Below are 23,047 nucleotides of genomic sequence, written 5' to 3' on the forward strand. Positions count from 1 at the left end.
CGGCTATCGGGAAAGCGATACCACTACCTCCTTTTCTACCATCAATTACCGCCTGACTTCCATTGTATGCCGCAACCAATCGTAACCCCACTTTACACGCCCGACCGCAATTCGATTGAGCAAAGTCTGTTGAAACGATACATGAACTGGCTTTTTGTGAAAAAAGGGCTCTATTTTCGGGATTACGACGATTTGTGGGATTGGTCCGTCACGGATCTGGAACACTTCTGGGAAAGTATCTGGCAGTTTTTCGATGTCCAGAGCCATACACCTTATCATCAGGTAGTTTTCAGACCCAGTCAGAGGGATATGATTGGCGTAAGCTGGTTTTCGGAGGCAACGCTCAATTACGCCGAACATATTTTCCGGCACCGTACACCCCAACGACCGGCCATCCTTTTTTCGTCCGAGTTACAGCCTACTGTCCGAAGCCTATCGTGGGATACCCTCGAACATCAGGTGGCTGCTATGGCCACTTACCTCCGCAATCAGCAGATAAACGTGGGTGACCGGGTAGTCGCTGTTTTGCCAAACGGTCCCGAAGCCATTGTGGCCTTTCTGGCAACCAATGCTATTGGCGCCGTATGGTCGAGTTGCTCACCCGATTTCGGTACATCCAGCATTGTTGATCGGTTTCAGCAGATCGAGCCTAAAATCCTTATTGTGGCCGATGGCTATTCGTACAATGGCCGACGGATTGATAAGACAGACACAGCTCGTGAGCTGCGTGATGAACTGCCAACCCTTCAGCATGTCATCTGGATACCTTATCTGGATACACACAGCCAGCTTGAGGGTACAATCTCCTGGCGTGATGTGCTGGATACACCAGTTCCCGACGGGCTAACGTTTGAGCCTGTTTCTTTTGAGCACCCCATCTGGGTACTTTACTCATCAGGAACAACGGGCAAGCCAAAAGCCATCACACACAGCGTAGGCGGTTGCCTTCTCGAGCACCTGAAAGCCCTCGGGCTGCACCAGGATGTCAGGCCGGGGGAGCGGTATTTCTGGTATTCCACTACGGGATGGATGATGTGGAATTATGCTCTGGGGTCGATGCTGGTAGGCTCAACGCTGGTGCTGTATGATGGAGCGGCTGGCTACCCAACCCTTAATGTGCTCTGGAAACTGGCCGATGAAGCGAAGGTCACTCATTTTGGAGGAGGAGCAGCTTATTATCTCGCTTGCTTACGTGCAGGCCTCAAACCAGTCGATACGGTCAAACTAACACACCTCCGAACCATCGGCTCAACAGGCTCTCCCCTGCCGCCGGAAGGTTTCCGCTGGATCTATGAATCAATAAAGTCTAAGGTCTGGCTGATTTCGCTCAGTGGCGGTACCGATGTATGCAGCGGGTTTGTGGGTGGTAATCCATTGCTGCCCGTCTACGAGGGTGAAATTCAGTGTCGGTTGTTGGGCTGCAAAGTAGAGGCCTTCGACGAAAAGGCGAAACCAGTGCGGGGCGAGTTGGGCGAAATGGTCATTTTAGAACCCATGCCCTCCATGCCGGTCTATTTCTGGAATGACCCCAACAATGATCGTTACCGCAAGAGTTACTTTGAAGAGTACCCCGGTATCTGGCGACATGGCGACTACATACGGATCACAGAGCGAAATGGAATCGTCATTTATGGCCGTTCTGATGCAACTCTCAATCGGGATGGGGTTCGTATTGGGACCAGCGAGATTTATAGTGCAGTAGAAAGTATTCCGGAAGTTATGGATAGCCTGGTGGTTGGGCTGGAACAACCCGGCGGAACGTATTTTATGCCGTTGTTTGTCGTCCTTAAAGATGGCGTTACGCTAACCAGCGAACTGACAACGCGTATTAAAGATACTTTACGTAAGCAGTTCAGCCCTCGTCATGTGCCGGACGCCGTCTACGCCATAGCTGATATTCCGTACACAATTAGCGGTAAGAAGCTTGAAACGCCCATAAAGAAAATCCTGTCCGGCATGGATGTTTCCCTGGCAACGAGCAAAGATACCCTTCGAAATCCGACGGCATTGGCCCATTTTGTCAACTTTATCAGATAAAAGAAACAGACGATGAGCGTGATTTAATCCATTGTACAGCTAACCCCATCAACGCAACGTATCAGGTCGTGTGTAGTCGGCTGTACAGTTTATAAATCTTGTCCCGACTCCGTTTGAGTCTCATTTTCACGGTACTCTCTTTAAGATTGAGCATTGCGCTAATGGTTGCTATGCTCATACCATCTTCGTATTTGAGTCGCAGCAATGCCTGCTCGTTTGCCGACAAGGATTTCATTGCCCGATTTACCAGATGAAGCGTCTCTTCATGCAGATGCTCTTCTGTAGCGTCTGGGATATTGTAATTGGCACTATCCTCAATATCGGTCATCTGAACCCGTCTTGCCAGTCGAATCTGGTCGGAGCAGTAATTGAACGAAATTGAATATAGCCAGGTAGAAAAACTCGACCGTTCCTGAAAGGCGTCTAACTTATTGAATACTTTTAAAAAGATATCATGGGTAAAGTCTTCGGCTTTCGAAGGATCTTTAGTCATGGACAAACATCGTCGGTAAACTTTGTTAACGTACCGATCGTAAAGAGCCTTAAAACAGTGCGTAGGCTGACCTGACAGATACTGTCTAATCAACTCTTCATCACTCAAACGAGTACTCATTTATAAGGTATATAGGTTAGTGCTCCCGTTCGCACACGCGTTCTGGTATTCACAAGATACGTAAAGACTCCTATATACAGTTTGTGCAGGTCAGCGGAAACATATCCAACGGCTTTAATCGTGACCAGCGAAGACATATTCTTATTTACTGTGTCTTAATAAGGGTCACATGTACTTAAAAGTTGAGTATTGGTTACTGATTAACGATTATTAACTACTAACTATTAGTTAGTTATGCCGAATAGACGCTTTCAAGGCTGATTTTTAAATTGTGGCATGCTGCAGGCACTGACTATACTCGTTAACCGTCATCTTCTGTTTATGCATTATGTCTAGTTCATGAATCATTACTCAAAACATAATAACGCATTAAGCCGTAAGGGGCAAAGAGATCGTTTCCCTTTACCCCTTACGGCTTAATGCGTTACTTGATAAATAAATACGTTAGTTCCGCAGCGGTTTACCCCCCGTAAGCAGACTCTGGATACGTTCCAGCGTTTTCTTCTCACCCGTGAGCGACAGGAACGCTTCACGTTCCAGATCCAGTAGATACTGCTCCGAAACTACCTGCGGTGCGCTCAGGTCACCCCCGCAAATAACGTAGGCCAGTTTATCGGCTATTTTCATATCGTGGTCCGAAATGTAGCGTCCCATTCGCATGGCCGTCAGCCCAGCCTTAAACAGCGCAATTCCGGTTTTGCCCTGCACTTTTATGTCAGCGCGGGGTTTGGGCTGTGTGTAACCGTTGTCGGCTAGTTCAATGGCCGCCTGTTTTGCTTCGGCCAGCAGCCGACTACGGTTGAGCACAATCTGGTCGGTCGAGCGGAGGTAGTTCATCTCGCGGGCTTCCTGCGCCGAGGTAGACACTTTAGCCGTGGCGATGTTCATAAACACATTTTGCAGGATGTTCAGCTCAGGGTCGCCGGATTGGTACAGGTCTGACGCACGCGCAGCCATCTCTTTGGTACCACCACCTGCCGGAATCAGGCCAACACCCACTTCTACCAAACCAATATAACTTTCGGCATGTGCCACGGCGCGGTCGGCGTGCAGGACGGCTTCACAACCGCCACCCAGGGTGAGCGTATGCGGAGCAACCACCACCGGGATAGAGGAGTAGCGCAGCCGGGTAATGAGTTTCTGGAACTGGGCAATCATCAGATTTACCTCGTCAAACTCCTGCTCAACGGCAAACATAAACAGTGTTGCCAGATTAGCCCCCGCCGAGAAAGCTTCGGCCGAGTCGTTACCAACAACTAACCCCCGGAAGTCTTTTTCGGCCAGCAAAATACCTTTGTTGAGTGCTTCCGAAACACCCTGCCCAAAGGTGTTCATCTTGCTCCGGAATTCGACGTTTAGGATACCGTCGCCAATGTCATAAATCGACGCATCGGCATTTTTCCAGACCACGTTGTTGCTCAGATTCTCCAGGATTGTAAAAGCCTCTACGCCCGGAATAGCCTTGTAGCTTTTCGTCGGAATGTCGTAATATTTACGCTTGCCCCCTTCTACTTTGTAAAAGCTATCGAAGCCGGCGTCGAGCATATCATACACCCATTGAGCAGGCTTTTTCCCCTGGGCTTCGATCATATCGAGACCATTTTTTACACCAACAGCGTCCCAGGTTTCAAATAAACCCAACTGCCAGCCAAAACCAGCTGTAATGGCCGCATCGATCCGGTACAGTTCATCGGAGATTTCTGGAATACGGTGCGTGGCATACTGGAACCCATCGGCAAAGGTTTTGCGGTAAAACTCACCGGCCTTGTCTTTACCGGCAACCAGTACCGGAAAGCGCTTCCGTAAGTTATCGATCGCTTTAGTGCTTTCCAGTGTCGCGAATTTTACTTTTTGCGACGGCTTGTACTCGAACGTTTTGAGGTCGAGCGCTAGAATCTGGGTCTGACCTTTCTCGTCCTTTGTCTTTTTATAATAGCCCTGACCGGTTTTATCGCCCAGCCATTTGCTCTCCATTAATTTCTGCACCGAAGCGGGCAGTTCAAAACTCGCCCGCGATTCGTCGTGCTCCATTTTGACCAGATTACCGGCTACGTTGACGGTCGTATCCAGCCCCACCACATCCGATAACCGGAACGTTCCCGATTTGGGCCGTCCAACAACCGGACCGGTAAGCTTATCTACTTCCTCAACCGTGAGTCCCAGTTCTTCGGCTACGCGAATGGTTTGGATAAGGGACTGAATCCCAAGCCGGTTGGCGATGAAGCCGGGGGTATCTTTACACAATACGGTTGTTTTACCAAGGTACAAATCACCGTAGTTCATCAGGAAATCAATAACGGCCGGATCGGTGTCGGGGCCGGGTATGATTTCAAGCAATCGCAGGTAGCGGGGTGGGTTGAAAAAGTGCGTTCCGCAGAAGTTACGGCGAAAATCTTCGCTCCGGCCCTCAGCCAGCAGGTGCATTGGAATACCCGACGTGTTCGAGGTGATGAGCGTCCCCGGCTTGCGAAACTGTTCAACACGTTCGTAAACCGACCGTTTGACATCCAACCGCTCCACAACGACTTCAATCACCCAATCGTAGGCAGCAATTTCTTTGAGGTTATCATCGAAGTTGCCCAGCTTGACCCGCTCGGCAAATTTAGGACTATATAAGGAGGCTGGACTGGCTTTCAGCATGGTTTGAAAAGCCTCGTTCACAACCCGATTACGCACTGCCGGGTTGTCGGTAGTCAATCCTTTGGCCTGTTCAGCCGCATTGGGTTCTTTGGGAACGATATCCAGCAGCAACACATCGGCACCGATATTAGCGAAATGAGCCGCAATGCGTGAGCCCATAATGCCGGAGCCCAGTACGGCAACGCGCCGGATCGTTCTATTTTTTATTTGAGCTTTGGGTTTTTCTAAGGTAGCTTCCATGTGTTTAGTTTAGTCGGCGTTCCTATCTTTTTTGATTTTAATTAACTCGTCAACATCATTCAGATCCTTTGGCCGTCCGGTCGCCAATTTCTCTGTTATCAGGTCATTTAGCTGAATAACTTTAAACGGCACTTCGTCAAATACTATGTCAATGGCCCGTTCGTAACAGACCTCAAAATCAACATCACGAAACGCCTTCAATTGATAACCCATATCCAATGTGAACCCATATTTCCCGACAGCAACCGTTGTCCAGCCAAATAGTAATGGTACATCTTTTAGGTAGTCAGCACCCACTACATTGTTCTCTTTGAGGGCAAGAATTAAACTCGCTTTCGTTTCCGCATCGGATTTTAGCCATAAATCCATATCCTGGGTTGTTCGAATATGTCCATGCACAACACCCGCCATGCCCCCCACCAATAAAAACTGAACTTTATGCCGGTTCAAACTTTTCAATAGAGATAAAACCTCATCATCGGCAATATTCATCGGTTTTGGTGGGTTCTTTGGGTTGGCATGATATAGTTTAGACGCCAGACTCATAAGCCGCGTAAAGGCCTTCAGTCGGTTTTCAGCGAGGTTATCGAGCGTAACGTCCATATCATTACTCCAAAGACAGTTCTTCCGATTCAGTGGCTTTAATTTTAATATTTTCTTCCTCGACCATCTTGTTTATTTCTTTCATGACATCGAAAAAGGTCACCAGTTTATCAAGTGGGATTTTCTCACGAATCATGTTATTAAACTGGATAACGCCATCGCGGGCCATTTCCCGTTTAGCCTTCCCTTCGTCGGTGAGGTAGATCCGGACAAATCGTTTGTCATTTCCGTCCACTTCCCGCCGAATCAGCCCCCGCTCTTCCAGGCTTTTAAGCATCCGAACCAGAGAGCGGGGTTCCATACCCAGCAAGGGACCAATTTTTGTAGCTGGCGTACCTTCTTCCAGATCAATATTCAGCAACACGTAGCCAATCGCCATGGTGATGCCGAACCGGGAGGCATAAGCGTTGTACATGCGTGAAATGGCATGCCAACCCCACTTTATATGAAAATCAACCGTTTTCTCTTTTTTCATGATCCACGTCGTCCTCAGTCCAACTTCTGGATGTAAATCTACTATTTTTTTTGAAAATAGTATGCTTGCATACTAATATCTAACTACTCTGCCAGCAGTTTATCAACCAATCGATTAAACTCTTCAACGTACTGATCGTAATATTTACCTGTGCCGGGGCCAGAGAAGCCGGTATGTATGTGCCGAACCTGCCCTTTCTTGTCGATAAAAATGGTGGTTGGAAAAGCGACAACGGCGTTTAAATCAGGTAAAGCTTTGGACGCCTGCGCTTTGTCATTCGTACCGGCCAGCACAACAGGGTAGTCGATCTGGAACCGCTGCTTCATCCGCTCGATTTTCGGTCCCGACTCGCTCATCTCCGGCGACCGCTCGAAAGCCAAGCCTACCACCTCAACACCACGTTGTTTATTTCGCTTGTACCAGGGGCTCAGAAAATTGGTTTCGTCCATGCAATTGGGGCACCACGAACCCATGACCTGAACAATCGTCACTTTGTTTTTGAAGCGCGGGTCGGAGGTCGATACCGTTTTGCCACCCGGCTCAGGAAACGAAAAGTTGAGGGTTTTGGCACCCGGCTTTAGGTATGTCAACTTAGCCGGGTCGGGAAGGTCGGCCTTGGGATCGAAACGGGCCACCCAGGCTTCGTAACCCGATACGCCCGCCCAGTGCCCGCCCGTGAGGGTTTTGGTAGCCGGATCGTGTTTGGCTTTGAACAAGTAAATATGCGACCCATCGAAACAGGACAGAAATAAGCTGTCGCCCACTACGTTGCCGTCGAGGTAGCGATAATCGCCGGTGGGGGTCAGGAATGTACCAGCCAGGTGATTGCCTTTCTGATCAAAAACGCCTACTGCGTTCACGGTATCCACTTTACCGCTTTTGCTGCCGAAGTCCGTAGCCCACTTTCCCGTTAAATTGGTAGCGGCCGATTTATCGTCGGGCACAAACCGATAGGTCAGGCCATGCTGGGCACTAAAGGGCAGTGTTTGCGTCTGTTGGGCGGTTCGACGCCTACGCCATACGCCCCGTAGCTGATTACCGTCTATCTTTGCAATTAATTCTGACTCAAACAATGTCATCGGGATGCGAAGCGAATCATCCTGAACGGTTGCAAGATCCATTTTTAGGCGTTCGTTACCGTTGATGGCAAAGACTGTGTACGTTTTGGCATCGGCGGCCGTTGGCTGAATGTCCAGGCCAAAAGGCAATTCGCCCCCTTTGGTTGTCAGGACGGCCCGATAGGTACCGGGTTTAACCGTTGCCGGAGTCGATTGGCTAGAACAAGCCGATGGCAAAAGCAGCAACGTGAGGGCTGCCATGGGAAGAAGATGTTTCATAGTGTTCAATAAATTCAGGATGCAGGCTGTAGCTGGTAGACAATTATACGTACTAAATGGTACAAATAGAGCCTACTAACTGATTGTCAACGTCCAAAATAACGACTGCTAACTACGGTTAGTTTCTGAATGGCTACTTACCACGAACCCGTTTTATTACAGGCCTGCATCGATGGGCTGAATCTACAACCTGGCGGCACTTACGTCGACATTACCTTTGGCGGAGGAGGCCACAGCCGGGAAATTTTGAATCAGTTGGAAGGCGGTAAGCTTTTCGGCTTCGATCAGGATGCCGACGCCCGCGCCAACGCCCAGGCCATCGGCGACCCCAGGCTTACCTTTGTGGCGTCTAACTTTCGTAACATCAAGCGTTACCTACGGCTTTACAAAGCGGAACAGGTAGACGGCATCCTGGCCGACCTCGGCATTTCGTCGCACCAGATCGACACCCCCGAACGTGGTTTTTCGACCCGCTTCGATGCTGATCTTGATATGCGGATGAATCAGAATGCGGATAAAACGGCCCGGCAAGTCATTAATGAGTATCCGGAAGCCGAGTTGCATCGGATTTTGGGCATGTACGGTGAAATTACTAATGCCCGAACAGCAGCCGCAGCGCTGGTGTCAGCCCGCTCTAACCGGCCGCTCAAGACGGTCAATGATTTGAAAGCCGCTTTGCAGCGACTGGCACCACGCGGTAAAGAGAACAAGTATTTTGCGCAGGTTTTCCAGGCACTGCGCATTGAAGTAAACGAGGAGCTACAGGCGCTGGAGGAGTTTCTGGAGCAGGTGCCGGATATTCTCAAACCCGGCGGCAGGCTGGTTGTGATGTCCTATCACTCGCTCGAAGACCGGCTCGTGAAGAACTTCATCAACAAAGGGAAGTTTCAGGGAGAAGTAGAGAAAGATCTGTTCGGCAATGACCTCAAACCTTTGCAATCCATCACGCGCAAACCCGTTGAAGCGACGCCCGAAGAGACAGCCCGTAACCCCCGTGCCCGCAGCGCCAAGCTCAGGATTGCCGAGAAACTATAAGCGGAAATCAGGCAGTCTGAAATAACTACAGCTACTTTATAAACTTAACGTGTGTTAACCCAATCGACGAGATTTGACCCGTGCCTCGCCAATGCATTACGGATGAATCGGATGGCGTTGTTAACGTAAAGTCGGTATGAAAGAAGCCCAGTTTCTTAAATAAAACGGCCTCGGCTTCTGGCTCGAAATTACCCGGCAGGAAGTTCCAAAGTTTAATTACTCCGCTGCGGGCACCGGTCACTTCGTCTGGAATGACCAGGCTGATATAAACCGGGTACGATTTACCACCGTAGTCAAGCGTGCCCTCCAGTTCCGTATAATGAGAAGACGGCCAACCCTGTACCAGCCGGTTAGGCATTGGGGCGGGTTGGATTGTCAGGGTAGCCAGATCGCGCAATACGGTGTCTTTGGAAATAGCTAGCTCTACCTGATACGGGTTAAACTGGCGCGGCTCAATGGTCGATTCCTGTATACGCCATTTGCCCACGAGCTGATTCACTTCGTTTGTAAGTAAAGCCCTGGTAGCCTGTTCTTCATTAACAACAGGAATTGCTTGCGGGTCGGGCTTGCATTGACAAAAACATAGAGTACTTAGTACGAGAATTGCGAAAAGAGGTTTTTTCATAAAAGTCGGAAGATGACTGGATGAAGGAGCAATATAGCTACGATCTGTATACCCTATAGCTGCCGGTTCGTATGTTAATGACTACTATGTTGCTTTAGTTAGCGTAAGGGACTGTGATGGTATCGGTTTCGATTTCGTTGCTGACATTCAACGCCCGATCCCTAACCTGAATCCGGTATTTGACCCGGTAGTTCGTGGACGTTCTACCATATTGATAAATTTTCCACAGGTCGAGGCTGCCTTCAATGGGACCGGTTTTTCCTTCGCGGGCCAATCGGGGAAATAGCATGAATCTATCTTCTGTATTGGCCAGTTCTCTGAATTGATTATTCTCCAGGCGAAACGTCCGAATCTGGTAATTGCCCCATCCACCAGCTTGCATATACCGATCCTCCTCAGCGCTGCTGATCGGCATGTTGTTTCCCAGATCGCCATCGCCGTCTTTGAATCCAATCGTAATCACCAGCGAATCGCGCCGTTGCTGACCCACGCCGGTTCCCGCTTCCAAGGTGTACTTACTAAATCCTTTAAACTCAATTTGCGGGACATTCGAATAGTCAGGCTCGTTGAAACAAGCGGTAACTGTAGCCACAAGCGCCCCCAGTAGGGCACAATAACTTACGATCAATTTGATGTTATGCAGCGGCTTCATGTGCGTTGAGTTGTCTTACCAATACCTAACAGAAATCTCTTAAGGTTACGTATGTTCAGGTTTTAAATAAAGACTCGTCCATGCACCGGAAGGTTGTAAACGGGTGCTGAATTTTTATTGTAATCAGGCTTTTTTCTCCATCATACAAACGAAAAGGAGTCGGATAGACGCTCTGCCCTACCCGGCTCCCTTTACTCAAACTGACCTTAGTTACTGGACCGACACCAGTTCAATATCGAAGCGCATGGGTGCGTACGGCGGAATAACCGACCGGCCTGTAGCTCCGTAGCCAATTTTGGATGGCATGATGATCGTTGCTTTCTCACCAACTTTGAGTTTGGACAGCCCTTCATCAAAACCGGCAACAGACTGGCCCAGCGTAAACCCAACGGTACCAGTGCCTGTGCTGTCAAAAGCCGACGACGACCTTAGCAAAGTGCCTCTATACCGCACATTAAGGGTTTGATTGCCCAGGGGGGTTGCACCAGTGCTGTTACTTACCGTTTTAATAAACCGTAGGCCACTTACCGTTACCTCCGTAGGCGTCAGTTTGTTAGCCGTCATGTATTCGTTTATCTGCTGGTCTTCAGTACGTACTCGTTTTAGGGTTACGTTCAGCCGAACCGGTGTGTTGGGCGGAATAGCGCCATCCAAACTTCCCGATGAGCCAAATGCATAATCAGACGGCAACAGGATAGCCCCCTGGTCGCCCTCGCGCATACGGAAAAGCCCTTCCGTCAAGCCCGGATTTGTAGCCACCAGATAGGCATAGCTGGACTTGGTGGCATAGGTCGAATCAACGAATTTGTCGGTTACGGCAGTGCCGCTACCCCGAACCAGTGTATATAATGTGTAACTGAACTCGGCCTCCTGTCCGTTGGCGGGGCTTACGGTGGAGGCTCCAGCTTTGGTCAGTGCGTAATACACGCCATTGGCGGTCATTGACCCATTAAGCCCTTTACTGGCCGCGTAATCCTGAATGATTGCCTTATCGGCTTCAAAAACATCACCTCCACTGGTATCAACATTTTCTTTTTGACAAGAAATGAAGCCACCAACCAGCAATAAACCAAAAATCAATTGAAGAGAGTTACGCATGAAAATAAAGGTAAAGAAGTATAGGTATATTATTCTGCAAAGGTAGCAAAGTACCGGTGTTTCACGGAATAAATGCCTGCCCGCTGACATGACCAACAAAAAATGGTTTGTGTCGTCAGCACAAACCATTTTTCTTTCAGAAAGCCGAAAAATCACTTGACGGATACCACTTCGAGGTCAAAGCTAAGGGGCGAATATGGCGGAATCACGTAGGTTTGATTCTGGGCGGCTCCCGTTGCCCCATACCCCAGCGACGACGGGAAAATAACGGTTGCCTTGTCGCCTACTTTAAGTTTAGACAATCCCTCTTCAAAACCGGGTACATATTTCGATACGCCAACGGTTTTAGTATCGGTTCCGGTACCACCCGCAAAGCCGGTTGTAGCCCGCAGCAGTTTACCGGCAAAGTTTATCGTTATGGTTTGATTCGCCGTTGGGGTTGCACCGGTTGGATTATCTTTCGTTTTAATGAAGCGCAAACCCGTAGCCGTCTTCTCGGTAACCACCAGCTTGTTGGCAGCTATATAGTCATCAATCTGCTGATCTTCGGTCCGCGCCCGACGCATGGTAACGTCGAACCGAACGGGCGAATTGGCAGGAACGGTGTTATCCGAGGAAGCCACATTACCAAAGGCAAGTAACGACGGCATGATCATGATGGCTGACTCACCCTCATGCATTTTTTTGATCCCCTCTTCCAGACCCGACTTCAATGAACCGGCAAAAAATGGGAAGTAGGCAGATGTTGTCGCATAGGCCGAATCCACTATTCTATCGGTAACGGCCGTTGTAGTGGTAACGGCCGTATTGCTTGGTCCATTCAATACATATAGCCTGTAATTGAACTCAATTTCCTGACCATAAGTCGGTACGACTGTTGAGGAACTGGGTACGGTTGTCTGGAAAAAAAGACCGGAAGCCGATGTCGTTCCCGAAAGGCCTTTACTAATCACATAATTGTTAATGTCGGTCTGATTAGCTTGAAAGACAGTGGCTGCATCGGCATTAGAGTCGATACTTTGTGGCTGGCAGGCTACCAGCCCGCCAATCAGCAATGCTCCCAAAATGGCAAAATGAAATGTACGCATGAAGAAGAGTATAACTAAGAAAACATAAATACTACGCCCATTGACCCCAAAACGTGGCAAAAGGTTGTACATCCTCTGTTTTTTGTCGATTAAGGGAGTAGTACCTGATCGATAATATGAATCACGCCATTGGTTGCCGGTATGTTACCCTGCTTGACAGTAGCGGTTGTTGTGTTCTTATTTCCTTTGATCGTTAGCAGATTCGCCGTCGACAATATGGTCAGTCGGTTTCCGCTAAGTAACGTGTTGAATGTACCCGTCTGAAACTGGTTGGAAAAAATCACACCGGACATTACATGGTACAGCAGCAAATTTGTCAGTGTTTGCAGATTAACCGCGTTGATAGCTGCCAGATCGGTATAACCTGCTGACCTGAAAGCCGCATCATTCGGTGCGAATATAGTGACCAGGTTTGTCGATGCATCGTTGCTCAAGGTGGCTAACAGAGTGGGATTACTGGCAGCAACTCGATTTACGGCAGCCGTGAGCAGAGTAAGATTCGGATTGGTTTGAATAGCCGTCAATAAGTTGCCAACCGAAGGCGTCAATACCCGATCGATACTATGAATGTATCCGTTCGCCACCTGAATATCGGCCTGAATCACCTGGGCATTATTGACAAAGACCCTGCCATCCGATGCTTTGTTGATATAAGCAATGCCTTTGTCGGCCGTCGTTACCGGATTAAGTCCACCCGGAATTGCCGATGCAGGTACAGGTCCCTCCAGCACATGATACAATAATAAAGTCCGTACCTGCTCTTTCGACAACGTGACAATAGACGTTGGCGAGCCATACCCGGCTGCCTGAAAAGCAGCATCGTTGGGCGCAAAAAGCGTCAGATTACCTCCTTTGAGCAAGTCACCCACCTCTGCATAGGTAACAGCAGCCCGCAGTATCGAAAATTGACTGTCTTCCAGGATACGGTCAGTAATTGTCTGGGGAGTGGCGACGGTATCATCACTTTTTGTGCAGCCTGTTAAAACCGTCAGTACCAGAAAAAGTACAGACATCAGACGGGTACCTTTCAAAAAAAGAGCGTTCATACGAAAGCAAATCGAGTTATTAAGAATCTGTCACTACAAACGAAAACTCTCAGCCTGTAGTCTTTGCGGCAAAGATACAGTAAGTGAGGCAGTAAGCGGCTTACTGACTTACCTGACTTACCAACTTAGGCAAAGACGCTTACCGACTTATTAACTTACCAACTTACTGACTCACTTACCGACTAAAATTCCGTATCTTCGCGGTCTTGTTAACTTTTGTTAAAACTCCCCCATTGGGATGAAGGAACATATTGACCCGAGCAATCTACCCCAGCACATAGCCGTTATCATGGACGGGAACGGACGTTGGGCAAAACGGCAGGGCCTTGCCAGGGTGTTTGGCCACAACAGCGCCATAAAGGCCGTACGCGAAGTGACGGAAGGATGCGCTGAATTGGGTGTAAAATACCTGACTCTTTACGCTTTTTCAACCGAGAACTGGAATCGCCCCAAATACGAAGTAGACGCGTTGATGACGCTGCTGGTTCGGACCATACGGGGAGAAATCAAGACGCTCATGGACAACAACGTGCGGCTGGCAACCATTGGCCATACGGAAAGTTTGCCCGGCGACTGCCAGCGCGAGTTAGCCGAAGCCATGCGTGAAACCAGTCAGAATACCGGTTTAACACTCATACTGGCGTTAAGCTACAGCGGCCGCTGGGAGATTCTGGAAGCAGCCAGACAGTTGGCTGCCGATGTGCGCGATGGCAAACTGACACCGGATCAGATTGATGAAACCACCTTTGGTCAGCATCTTTCCACGAAGGGTATACCCGACCCCGAACTGATGATCCGAACCAGTGGTGAAATGCGTATCAGTAACTTTATGCTGTGGCAACTGGCTTACTCCGAGTTGTATATGCCCGATTTGCTCTGGCCCGATTTCCGCAAGGAACATTTGTATAATGCCATAGTAAGTTACCAGCAGCGTGAACGGCGGTTTGGAAAAACTAGTGAACAATTGGTCAAGTAAGACAGAAGGGGTAATTTTTGCGGACGAACCGGCAAAAAAACTGGGGCACAATCCAACCCTTTTGCTTTATCTGGAGTCCTGACAATCAATAACATATTAGCTATTATAACTTGGAACACCGTATAAAATACCTAGTAGGAGCCGTTTGCCTGCTTGTCAGTCTATTGCCTGCTCAAGCCTGGGCTCAGGTACGTGTCGGCGTTGGTCGCGACACTCCCGCCCAGACGGAAACGAACGATCTGCTCAACTACGCCAATCCCAAAGAATACGAAATTGCCGGGTTGAGCGTAACGGGAACCCGGTATCTCGATCCGAACTCGCTGGTTTCGCTCGGGGGATTGAAAGTGGGCGACAAAATCCGCATTCCGGGCGAAGCCATCGGCTCATCGGTGCGAAAGCTCATGGAGTCGGGCCTGCTGGACAACGTAGAGCTGTTTGCTACCAATGCCACTGACAACAAAGTGACCCTTATGTTCAAAGTGCTGGAACGACCCCGCCTTTATCGGGTTAGCTTCATGGGCATCAAAAAAGGTGAACAGGACAATCTGAAAGACAAGGTGAAGCTTAACTTGGGTAAAATCGTGACTAATACGATTATTAAAAACACCCAGATGGCAACGCGTAAATATTTTGTTGACAAGGGGTATCTGAACACCAAGGTAAAAATCACGACCATCCCCGACAGCACCCGGAATAATGCAACCATGCGCGTACTGGTTGATAAAGGGCAGAAAGTAAAAATTGCAAAAATCAACTTCGAGGGAATTGAGGAAGTAGAAGAGTCGGCGGTGCGCATGAAGATGAAAGGCACCAAAGAACAACGCTTTGGCCGGGTGTTTACACCGTCGAAATTCGTTCCCAAAAAATACGAAGAAGACAAACAGAAGCTGATCGAGTATTATAACAAACTCGGTTACCGCGATGCCACTATAGAAGAAGATACCGTCATTAACAACGGCGGAAACAGCAACACGATTACCATCAACATGAAGGTAAGCGAGGGGCGTCAGTATTATTACCGTAATATCGACTTCTCGGGCAACTACCTTTATACCGCCGATCAGCTTCGTTCGGTACTGGGTATAACCAAAGGAGACATTTACAATCCCGAGGATTTGGACAAGCGCCTGAACGGTAATCCGGGACAGGATTTAAGCTCTCAATACATGGACCTGGGCTATCTGTATTACAATGCCCAGCCCATCGAAAGGGCCATTGAAGGTGACTCAATTGATCTTGAAATTCGTATTTTCGAGGGCAAACAGGCTACCATTAACAAGGTTATTCTGAACGGAAACACGAAAACCAGCGATCACGTGGTGATGCGTACCATTCGTACGTTGCCCGGTCAGAAGTTCTCAAAAACCAACCTGATCCGTACCCAGCGCGAGCTGTCAACGCTTGGCTATTTTGACCCCGAGAAAATTGGCATCAATCCCGTTCCGCAGAACGATGGAACTGTTGATATCGAATACACCGTAGAAGAGAAACCATCCGACCAGATCGAGCTATCGGGCGGCTGGGGTGGTTATGTAGGCTTCGTCGGAACACTCGGTTTAACGTTCAATAACTTCTCGGCCCGTAACATTCCAAACATGAAGGCCTGGCGTCCCTTGCCAGCCGGAGATGGTCAGCGGGTGCAGTTGCGCTTTCAGGCGAACGGTTCACAATATCAGGTATACTCGTTGTCCTTCACCGAGCCCTGGTTAGGTGGCCGAAAACCCAATGCGCTGTCGGTAAGTGCCAGCCATACGGTCTATAAAACATTTTACGACCCTTCGAATCCATACAGTATTTATCAAAGTCTGAAAGGTCGCACGCCAACCGGATCATATACCAACACGGCGGTTACCATTGGCTTGGGTCGTCAGTTAAAAGTCCCCGACGATTACTTCAGCTTGAGCAATTCGATTTCGTTTCAGCGGTATGACCTGAACAACCTCGATCTGTTCTACATCGGCTACAAGGACGGTATTTCCAACAACATTACTTTTAATACCACCCTGTCGCGGAACAGTATTGATAACCCGCAGTTCCCGCGTGCCGGTTCGTCGTTTACGCTGAGTGGTTCGTTTACACCACCTTATTCGGCCTGGCGTACAACCACCGCAACGGAGGCACCAAAAGACAAGTATAAGTTTGTGGAATACCACAAATGGATGTTCGACGCCAGTTGGTTCCAGACTGTTTTTGGTAAACTGGTGTTGAATACCCGTGCTCACCTGGGCTTCCTGGGCAGCTACAATAAGCGCACATCCATCGGGCCATTTGAGCGATTTGTACTGGGTGGTTCGGGATTGGCCGGGCAGGGCCAGTTTGCCTTAGCGCAGGACATTATCGGTCTGCGCGGCTACGATGACAGAAGCGTGTATACCGCCGATTATGATCGCGCTGTTGATGCTACCTCCCGTAGCCAGGGTGGCGTTGTATACAACAAGTTTGTTGCCGAGTTGCGCTACCCGGTTTCGCTGAACCCGTCGGCGACCATTTTCGTGCTAACCTTCCTGGAGGCTGGTAACAACTGGGGAAGCTACAAGCAGTATAACCCGTTCGATCTGAAACGGTCGGCTGGTTTCGGTGCACGTATTTTTATGCCGGCGTTTGGTCTGATTGGTATTGACTACGGCTACGGTTTCGACAAGATTCCGGGCGTAAAAGACAAAGCTTCCGGTCAATTCCACTTCACGATTGGCCAGCAGATTAGATAAGATTGAGGCAAATTAAACGTTTAGTAGATTTACAAAGCACGAATGGCGATTTACGATGTAGTACAGATTAACCAATCGTAAGTCGTCAATTTTGCTTCACAAATCCATTTGACAATCAATCAGTTCCTGCAAATATTTGAGGCATAATCAATGAAGAAAGCCCTATTTTTCGTACTTTTGTGCGCTGTTTGGGCATCGACGCCCGCACAAGCACAGAAATTTGGGTACGTAGATACTGAGTTCATTTTCAGCAAAATGCCCGAGTATCAGAAGGCACTGGGTGAAATCGACAAGTTTGCCGATAAGTGGTCGAAAGATATTCAGGATAAATACGTTGAGATTGACAAATTGCAGAAAGCGTATCAGGCAGAGGAGATTCTACTAACCGAAGACATGAAGCGCGAGCGGCTACGTGCCATTAGCGACAAAGAGCGAGAAGCAAGGGATTACAACAATAAAGTGTTTGGGTATCAGGGGCTTCTTTTCGAGAAGAAAAAAGAGTTGATGAAATCCCCGATGGAGTTAGTAAACCGGGCCGTTGAAAAAGTGTGTTTGCAGAAGAAACTGGACTTTATGTTCGACAAAGCGTCTGACTTTGTTATGCTCTACACGAACCCAAGGCACGATTATTCGGATTATGTAATGGAAGAGTTGGGACTTGACATTAAACCAACGGCTACCAACAGTAATCCAATCAATAACACAACCACAAAACCTAAGTAATACAAACAATAATTTGAGATGAAGAAAAACCTCGTCATTGCGTTTGCAGCAGCTCTGCTATTGGGCGGTTTAAACGCACAGGCTCAAGCCCAAACGACAACACCGGCTACGACAGCTTCTGCTGGTCCATTGAAGTTAGGCTATACCAATATCGATTACATCCTTTCGCAAACTCCTGAAGCAAAAGATATTCAGAATCAGTTAACCATTCAGCGTACGCAATCGGAAAACGAACTGAAGCGGATGCAGAAAGAACTGGAAGACAAATACGGTGCCTACGAAAAAGGAGCCGCTCAGATGTCGGATGTGATCCGAAAAGACCGCGAAACTGAATTACAGGGACTTCAGGCCCGGATTCAGGAGTTTGGTCGCACGGCTGAGCAATCGCTGCAAACGAAATACCAGCAGTTGGTAAACCCGGTTGTGCAGAAAATCCAGAAAGGTATTGATGCTGTTGCTAAAGAAAACGGCTATCAGTATGTGTTCAACCTGGATGCAGGTGCCAACACCATTCCTATTTTGCTGGTTGCTCCCGAAGACAACAACATCACGGAGTTGGTTCTGAAAAAATTGGGCATCGATCCTGCAAAAGCCGCTGCCGCTGCTAAACCAGCTACCACTGGTGGCAGTGCACCAGCAGCCGCTAAGCCTACGGGCTCTGCTACGCCGAAGAAAAACTAAGGTTTGTTCACCAGGACGTTAACGAAAAATCGCTTCTTCAGAGATGGGGAAGCGATTTTTCGTTAACGTCCCGGCAACTATCCATACCTCAATAAAAATAATGCATCAAAAAATAATCTCTGTATAGCCTTATTACTTCCCGGAGAAGTATAATTATTACGAGTAAAAACGGTATTAATGCTAAGAAAAGTCTTAAAACTGCTTTATAAAGTAACCCGGACAAAATCTTCGGCTTATTTTTACGTTTCTCAAAACAGACCACCATTGACTGTCGTTATGAACCGAACTGCCGGTATAGTAGCGTGCATGTTATCGACTATTACAATTGGTAGCATCCATGCGCAGGATTCCAGATCATTACAACTACTCTTACCCACCCAAACTAATTGGAACGTGGTGCATGAAGGCAGCACGGTACGATTTGATTTAAAAGCCACTGGGGCGTCTACAGACACGCTTACCTTTGGCTTTGGAAATGACCGGCAGGAAGGCATGCAACTGGACTCACTGGGGCATTTTAGCTGGACACCCGGCTTCGATTTGGCCGACCGTATTCAGACGACAAAAACCTATCCGGTTAGCTTTGAAGTTCGAAACCAACACGGGCAAACAGCAACGCAGAGTATCGACTTTAAGGTAATTCATGTAAACCGTCCACCGGTTATTGGCGAGCTACGGCCATTTTACGTGAGCTACCGTACGCAGAACACGTACAAGATGGATTCGCAGATAGTCCGTGACGACGATGGCGACCCTATCGTTTTCATCCCGATTGCCGACCAGATGCCCGAAGGCAGTAAACTGTCGTCGCAGGGAGAGTTTACCTGGACATTATCCCTCAATCAATTCAATAAACTGAAGCAGGCACATCAGTATATAGAGTTCTGGGTAGAAGATCAACCTGCCAAAACACGCACCAAAGGCAGATTGAAAGTGGAGGTGACGGCCATGGACTTACCGCCTGATATCGCCGTAATTCCTAAAGACACCTATTATAAACTGAAGGAAAATGCGACGGTCAACCTCAAGTTTTATCTCTCTGATCCAAATGGCGACGACGATATTACGGCCTTTGGCTTTTTATCAGATAATCAGCAGATTCCCAAAACAGCTTTAGTTAAAAACACCGATAACCAGTACGAGTTCATCTGGCAGCCAGGCTACGACTTTGTAAAAGATCCTTACGATTCACTAGGTGTTACCGTAACCTTCTATGTGCTTGACAAAGCACAGAACCGGGAGGAGCGTCGGATTAACTTTACCGTGCTCAATACAATTAACGAAGCCGAAAAAGATCGTTATTATTATAATCAGTATCGTCAGCTGCTGGTACAGGCCTGGGGACTCGTTGAACAGTTAAGCGATAAGGAAGAGCAACTTAAGCACGACTACAAAAAAGCCAAAGGTGGTAAGCGTAACCGTTCTGTAGCCAATGCGTCGCTGGGTGCTGTTACGGGCGTAACTCCGGCCGTAACAGGATCGAGTACTAGCGCAGAAGCGCAGAAAAATGGCCGCCTTATTTCGGCTATTGGGGGTACCGCAGTTTTGACTATGGGGACGCTGGAAGCAACGGAGGTTATTGGTAAGTCAATGAAAGATTTGCTCGATCGCTACAATTATGTATTGGGAAAGCGAAGCGAATTACAAAATAAAGGCGATGTGTTTGCCCGGGAGTTTGCGCTGAAATCAGCTCGTCGCAGTGGCGAGTTTATCAAAAAACTGGACGACTTCCGTAACTCGATGAGCCTGAGCGGCCTGGTTGCCCTGGAGCTGGACGCGAACTGGCAAACCAAAAAGGAAGCGAATGATAAAGCGCTCAAGCGTAGATTTAAAGACTTTACGCCACTGGAGGAAACGCAATAAGGAGTATGCAGTAGTTGGTTGGCTAACGCCTTAAGACGGCTGATACCAGCCGATTACGATAGCCAGCCAACTACTGTGTGCACGTTTACTGGATTGTAATTGTAAAAGCTGCATCAAACACCTTTCCTTCTGCCAACTGCTGAATGGCTTCTTTTTCCTCAATTGGCCTTGGCTCACCTTCGCTGTCTGCACAGCCCAGCCAGGGCTCTATACAAACAAAAGGCGCGCCTGGCTTGGCCCAGATACCTAGATAAGGGAAGGCAGGGTAGTCGACCGATAAAGTCTGATCGTGCTTGTTGCTTCGGATCGTTACCCGGCGGGACTTCAGGTTCTTAAACACGAGCGCATCGGCATCAAACAAGTGCTTTGTCAAAGGCAGCTTACTGCCATCAACTGTCGGAACCGACTTAGTTTCTCCGGTAAAGTACCCTGCTGATGAAAGCATGTGCGTTTCCAGCGGCTCTGCCTTCTCAAATTCGACAAAGTAATCTTGATAGGCTTCTCCAGCCATAAACGGCACGGCAAAAGCAGGATGTGCCCCCACCGAGAAGAATATAGTCTGTTCATCTTCGTTCACCACCCGATACGTAACCGTCAGTTTCGGTCCGTCCAGTTCATAGATGATCTGAAACTCGAACTCGTACGGAAAATGTACACGGGTCGAATCACTCGACCCTAAGGAGAATATAGCATGTGTTCGGGTAGACTCTGTATTCTCAAAAACCGACTGACGAGTAAAGCCATGCCGCTCAATCGGGTACGTTTCCCCTCCGATCAGCAATTGATTATTCAGACACCCGCCCACGACCGGAAACAGGTTCGGCGCATGCCAGCCCCAAACAGTCGGATCGGCCTGCCAGAGGTGCTCGATACCCGATGGTTTATGAAAAATAGAGGTCAGTTCGGCACCTTTGGGCTGAATGACGACGCGGAGATTGTCGTTTTCTAAAGTTGTCATATAGGGTAAAAACAACAAAAGCTACCCAATGTTGGATAGCTTTTGCAAAGGTAACGGCCATCGGGATTTTGGCCAGTTTTATTGGTTTAGAACCGGAAGTGAGAGAACGCTTTGTTGGCTTCGGCCATACGGTGCGTATCATCCTTCTTTTTCACTGCTGCGCCTTCGCCTTTTGCGGCTGCAACGATTTCAGCAGCTAACCGGTCTACCATGGTTTTTTCACCACGTGAACGAGCATACTTAATAAGCCATTTCATGCCTACCGCGACTTTTCGGTCTGCCCGTACTTCGGTTGGCACCTGAAAGGTAGCTCCACCGACACGACGGCTTTTTACTTCAACTGATGGCATAACATTGTTCAATGCCTTTTTCCAGGTATCCAGACCACTTTCGCTGGTGCGCTTGGCAACTACATCGAGAGCGTCGTAGAAGATGGAGTACGCCAGGCTCTTCTTGCCTTCGTACATCAGGTTGTTTACAAATTTGGTTACGAGGACCTCTTTATACTTCGGGTCGGGTAATACGTAACGCTTGGGCGGTTTCGCCTTTCTCATGATTTCTTCAGATTTTTGATCTTACTCTGGACGCAGTCCTTCCAACGCCCAGTTAATTTTTGGTAAGCAGTTAATTAAGTGAAGTAGTGTAGTAAGTTTAAAACCCATTAATTACACATACTGAACGAATTAACTAACTACACTAAATTACTTTTTCTTTTTCGCTGGCGGTGCACCTTTACCACCTTTAGCTGGAGCCTGACCTGGTTTTGGCCGTTTAGCACCATATTTCGAACGGCTTTGCAGACGACCGCTTACGCCAGCCGTATCCAGAGCACCCCGAACGATGTGGTAACGTACACCTGGAAGATCTTTAACCCGGCCACCACGAATCAATACGATTGAGTGCTCCTGGAGGTTGTGACCTTCGCCTGGGATGTAAGCGTTAACTTCTTTTTGGTTCGTCAGACGAACCCGGGCAACTTTCCGAAGGGCCGAGTTCGGCTTCTTCGGCGTCGTTGTGTACACACGCGTACACACGCCCCGACGTTGTGGGCAAGAGTCCAAAGCAGGCGACTTCGACTTGTCGATCAGCTTTTCGCGGCCCTTACGCACGAGTTGTTGTATAGTAGGCATTCTTAGTTTTGTTTACGAAAAAACAGTCTTCCCGAATTTTGAGGTGCAAAGATACGTAAAAGTGTTTGAAAGCCAAAGGATTTATAAGTTACAAACGACGATTTGGCCTGATGCGAGCTAAATTCGTCGTTCGTAAGTTGTACTATGCGAATCCCTTTATGCCTGCCCGACTGGCCCGCCGAAACCACCGGCAGGAAACTTGAAGTCATTAGGCTCGTTGATGCCGCCATAAGCTTCTTCGAAACGACTAATATTTTCGCGTAGGGCTTCCAGCAAACGCTTGGCGTGCTCGGGGGTAAGAATAATACGGGCTTTTACTTTCGCCTTGGGAACGCCCGGCATCAAGCGGATGAAATCTAAAATAAACTCACTGTTCGAGTGAGCGATCATGGCCAGATTAGCATAAACACCTTCGGCGATCTCTTCACTCAATTCGACGTCAATTGCGCCTTCGGGGTTTGTTTGTTGAGGACTCATATGCGATGTAGTTAGCAAAAGCCTGTATAAAAGATGGACAGA

Annotated in this window: 21 protein-coding genes; 7 read left to right on the forward strand and 14 right to left on the reverse strand. The window is 48.4% G+C overall.

Annotated elements, in window-relative coordinates:
• Positions 1-66: 66 nt before the first annotated feature.
• A complete protein-coding gene (locus tag NT073_RS33120) occupies positions 67-2,037 on the forward strand; it encodes an acetoacetate--CoA ligase (protein ID WP_297382616.1) in 1,971 nt (656 codons plus the stop codon).
• Positions 2,038-2,098: 61 nt separating this feature from the next.
• Here the strand turns inward: NT073_RS33120 and NT073_RS33125 are convergent, their stop codons facing one another.
• The 5 genes from NT073_RS33125 to NT073_RS33145 form a co-directional block, all read right to left on the reverse strand.
• Positions 2,099-2,650 (reverse strand): RNA polymerase sigma factor, encoded by a 552-nt coding sequence (locus NT073_RS33125; protein ID WP_297382618.1) that lies wholly within the window; start codon positions 2,648-2,650, stop codon positions 2,099-2,101.
• A gap of 444 nt (positions 2,651-3,094) precedes the next feature.
• The gene (locus tag NT073_RS33130; RefSeq protein ID WP_297382619.1) at positions 3,095-5,530 is read right to left on the reverse strand and encodes a 3-hydroxyacyl-CoA dehydrogenase/enoyl-CoA hydratase family protein; all 2,436 of its coding nucleotides are present in this window, start codon (positions 5,528-5,530) and stop codon (positions 3,095-3,097) included.
• A 9-nt stretch (positions 5,531-5,539) separates the two neighbouring features.
• On the reverse strand, positions 5,540-6,022 hold the full coding sequence (locus NT073_RS33135; RefSeq protein WP_297382620.1) for a nucleotidyltransferase: 483 nt from the start codon (positions 6,020-6,022) through the stop codon (positions 5,540-5,542).
• Positions 6,023-6,137: 115 nt separating this feature from the next.
• Positions 6,138-6,608, reverse strand: a complete 471-nt coding sequence (locus tag NT073_RS33140) for a MarR family transcriptional regulator (RefSeq protein WP_297382622.1) — start codon at positions 6,606-6,608, stop codon at positions 6,138-6,140.
• A gap of 83 nt (positions 6,609-6,691) precedes the next feature.
• Positions 6,692-7,945: a TlpA disulfide reductase family protein gene (locus NT073_RS33145; RefSeq protein WP_297382624.1), complete on the reverse strand. Its 1,254-nt coding sequence runs from the start codon at positions 7,943-7,945 to the stop codon at positions 6,692-6,694.
• A 129-nt stretch (positions 7,946-8,074) separates the two neighbouring features.
• Here NT073_RS33145 and rsmH point away from each other — a divergent pair, with 129 nt between their 5' ends.
• The gene (gene rsmH / locus NT073_RS33150; RefSeq protein ID WP_297382626.1) at positions 8,075-8,980 is read left to right on the forward strand and encodes a 16S rRNA (cytosine(1402)-N(4))-methyltransferase RsmH; all 906 of its coding nucleotides are present in this window, start codon (positions 8,075-8,077) and stop codon (positions 8,978-8,980) included.
• Positions 8,981-9,011: 31 nt separating this feature from the next.
• Here the strand turns inward: rsmH and NT073_RS33155 are convergent, their stop codons facing one another.
• The 5 genes from NT073_RS33155 to NT073_RS33175 form a co-directional block, all read right to left on the reverse strand.
• A complete protein-coding gene (locus tag NT073_RS33155) occupies positions 9,012-9,479 on the reverse strand; it encodes a hypothetical protein (RefSeq protein WP_297382628.1) in 468 nt (155 codons plus the stop codon).
• A 220-nt stretch (positions 9,480-9,699) separates the two neighbouring features.
• Positions 9,700-10,257 carry a hypothetical protein gene (locus tag NT073_RS33160; RefSeq protein ID WP_297382630.1) on the reverse strand — a complete coding sequence of 186 codons (558 nt, stop codon included), beginning with the start codon at positions 10,255-10,257 and terminating at the stop codon, positions 9,700-9,702.
• 210 nt (positions 10,258-10,467) lie between these two features.
• Entirely contained in the window at positions 10,468-11,355 is an 888-nt protein-coding gene (locus NT073_RS33165) for an FKBP-type peptidyl-prolyl cis-trans isomerase (protein WP_297382632.1), read from the reverse strand.
• Between the two features lie 152 nt (positions 11,356-11,507).
• Entirely contained in the window at positions 11,508-12,443 is a 936-nt protein-coding gene (locus NT073_RS33170; protein WP_297382634.1) for an FKBP-type peptidyl-prolyl cis-trans isomerase, read from the reverse strand.
• Positions 12,444-12,532: 89 nt separating this feature from the next.
• Positions 12,533-13,489, reverse strand: a complete 957-nt coding sequence (locus NT073_RS33175; protein ID WP_297382636.1) for a fasciclin domain-containing protein — start codon at positions 13,487-13,489, stop codon at positions 12,533-12,535.
• 238 nt (positions 13,490-13,727) lie between these two features.
• On the opposite strand from NT073_RS33175, the gene NT073_RS33180 reads away from it, so the two are divergent.
• From NT073_RS33180 to NT073_RS33200, 5 genes are all read left to right on the forward strand, one after another.
• Positions 13,728-14,465 (forward strand): isoprenyl transferase, encoded by a 738-nt coding sequence (locus tag NT073_RS33180; RefSeq protein WP_297382638.1) that lies wholly within the window; start codon positions 13,728-13,730, stop codon positions 14,463-14,465.
• 110 nt (positions 14,466-14,575) lie between these two features.
• Positions 14,576-17,173: an outer membrane protein assembly factor BamA gene (gene bamA, locus NT073_RS33185; protein WP_297382640.1), complete on the forward strand. Its 2,598-nt coding sequence runs from the start codon at positions 14,576-14,578 to the stop codon at positions 17,171-17,173.
• Positions 17,174-17,323: 150 nt separating this feature from the next.
• Positions 17,324-17,896 (forward strand): OmpH family outer membrane protein, encoded by a 573-nt coding sequence (locus tag NT073_RS33190; RefSeq protein WP_297382641.1) that lies wholly within the window; start codon positions 17,324-17,326, stop codon positions 17,894-17,896.
• 18 nt (positions 17,897-17,914) lie between these two features.
• Positions 17,915-18,577 carry an OmpH family outer membrane protein gene (locus NT073_RS33195; protein ID WP_297382642.1) on the forward strand — a complete coding sequence of 221 codons (663 nt, stop codon included), beginning with the start codon at positions 17,915-17,917 and terminating at the stop codon, positions 18,575-18,577.
• Between the two features lie 276 nt (positions 18,578-18,853).
• On the forward strand, positions 18,854-20,440 hold the full coding sequence (locus NT073_RS33200) for a hypothetical protein (RefSeq protein WP_297382644.1): 1,587 nt from the start codon (positions 18,854-18,856) through the stop codon (positions 20,438-20,440).
• A gap of 85 nt (positions 20,441-20,525) precedes the next feature.
• On the opposite strand, the gene NT073_RS33205 is transcribed toward NT073_RS33200, so the two are convergent.
• The 4 genes from NT073_RS33205 to NT073_RS33220 form a co-directional block, all read right to left on the reverse strand.
• Positions 20,526-21,398 carry an aldose 1-epimerase family protein gene (locus NT073_RS33205; protein WP_297382646.1) on the reverse strand — a complete coding sequence of 291 codons (873 nt, stop codon included), beginning with the start codon at positions 21,396-21,398 and terminating at the stop codon, positions 20,526-20,528.
• Positions 21,399-21,484: 86 nt separating this feature from the next.
• Positions 21,485-21,952 carry a 30S ribosomal protein S7 gene (gene rpsG, locus NT073_RS33210; protein WP_012928933.1) on the reverse strand — a complete coding sequence of 156 codons (468 nt, stop codon included), beginning with the start codon at positions 21,950-21,952 and terminating at the stop codon, positions 21,485-21,487.
• 147 nt (positions 21,953-22,099) lie between these two features.
• Positions 22,100-22,528, reverse strand: a complete 429-nt coding sequence (gene rpsL / locus NT073_RS33215; protein ID WP_012928934.1) for a 30S ribosomal protein S12 — start codon at positions 22,526-22,528, stop codon at positions 22,100-22,102.
• Positions 22,529-22,684: 156 nt separating this feature from the next.
• Positions 22,685-23,005, reverse strand: a complete 321-nt coding sequence (locus NT073_RS33220) for a DUF3467 domain-containing protein (RefSeq protein ID WP_297382651.1) — start codon at positions 23,003-23,005, stop codon at positions 22,685-22,687.
• Positions 23,006-23,047: the final 42 nt, after the last annotated feature.

The organism is Spirosoma sp. (assembly GCF_026391055.1).
GTDB lineage: Bacteria > Bacteroidota > Bacteroidia > Cytophagales > Spirosomataceae > Spirosoma.

What these genes read in the sequence shown, in the direction of transcription:
- NT073_RS33205 (WP_297382646.1), bottom strand. Translation starts at nt 21,398, where the DNA reads ATGACAACTTTAGAAAACGACAATCTCCGCGTCGTCATTCAGCCCAAA.
- NT073_RS33170 (WP_297382634.1), bottom strand. Translation starts at nt 12,443, where the DNA reads ATGCGTACATTTCATTTTGCCATTTTGGGAGCATTGCTGATTGGCGGG.
- NT073_RS33220 (WP_297382651.1), bottom strand. Translation starts at nt 23,005, where the DNA reads ATGAGTCCTCAACAAACAAACCCCGAAGGCGCAATTGACGTCGAATTG.
- NT073_RS33195 (WP_297382642.1), top strand. Translation starts at nt 17,915, where the DNA reads ATGAAGAAAAACCTCGTCATTGCGTTTGCAGCAGCTCTGCTATTGGGC.
- NT073_RS33135 (WP_297382620.1), bottom strand. Translation starts at nt 6,022, where the DNA reads ATGAATATTGCCGATGATGAGGTTTTATCTCTATTGAAAAGTTTGAAC.
- rsmH (WP_297382626.1), top strand. Translation starts at nt 8,075, where the DNA reads ATGGCTACTTACCACGAACCCGTTTTATTACAGGCCTGCATCGATGGG.
- NT073_RS33145 (WP_297382624.1), bottom strand. Translation starts at nt 7,945, where the DNA reads ATGAAACATCTTCTTCCCATGGCAGCCCTCACGTTGCTGCTTTTGCCA.
- NT073_RS33175 (WP_297382636.1), bottom strand. Translation starts at nt 13,489, where the DNA reads ATGAACGCTCTTTTTTTGAAAGGTACCCGTCTGATGTCTGTACTTTTT.
- NT073_RS33130 (WP_297382619.1), bottom strand. Translation starts at nt 5,530, where the DNA reads ATGGAAGCTACCTTAGAAAAACCCAAAGCTCAAATAAAAAATAGAACG.
- NT073_RS33120 (WP_297382616.1), top strand. Translation starts at nt 67, where the DNA reads ATGCCGCAACCAATCGTAACCCCACTTTACACGCCCGACCGCAATTCG.
- rpsG (WP_012928933.1), bottom strand. Translation starts at nt 21,952, where the DNA reads ATGAGAAAGGCGAAACCGCCCAAGCGTTACGTATTACCCGACCCGAAG.
- NT073_RS33190 (WP_297382641.1), top strand. Translation starts at nt 17,324, where the DNA reads ATGAAGAAAGCCCTATTTTTCGTACTTTTGTGCGCTGTTTGGGCATCG.
- NT073_RS33125 (WP_297382618.1), bottom strand. Translation starts at nt 2,650, where the DNA reads ATGAGTACTCGTTTGAGTGATGAAGAGTTGATTAGACAGTATCTGTCA.
- NT073_RS33200 (WP_297382644.1), top strand. Translation starts at nt 18,854, where the DNA reads ATGAACCGAACTGCCGGTATAGTAGCGTGCATGTTATCGACTATTACA.
- NT073_RS33160 (WP_297382630.1), bottom strand. Translation starts at nt 10,257, where the DNA reads ATGAAGCCGCTGCATAACATCAAATTGATCGTAAGTTATTGTGCCCTA.
- NT073_RS33140 (WP_297382622.1), bottom strand. Translation starts at nt 6,608, where the DNA reads ATGAAAAAAGAGAAAACGGTTGATTTTCATATAAAGTGGGGTTGGCAT.
- NT073_RS33180 (WP_297382638.1), top strand. Translation starts at nt 13,728, where the DNA reads ATGAAGGAACATATTGACCCGAGCAATCTACCCCAGCACATAGCCGTT.
- rpsL (WP_012928934.1), bottom strand. Translation starts at nt 22,528, where the DNA reads ATGCCTACTATACAACAACTCGTGCGTAAGGGCCGCGAAAAGCTGATC.
- NT073_RS33165 (WP_297382632.1), bottom strand. Translation starts at nt 11,355, where the DNA reads ATGCGTAACTCTCTTCAATTGATTTTTGGTTTATTGCTGGTTGGTGGC.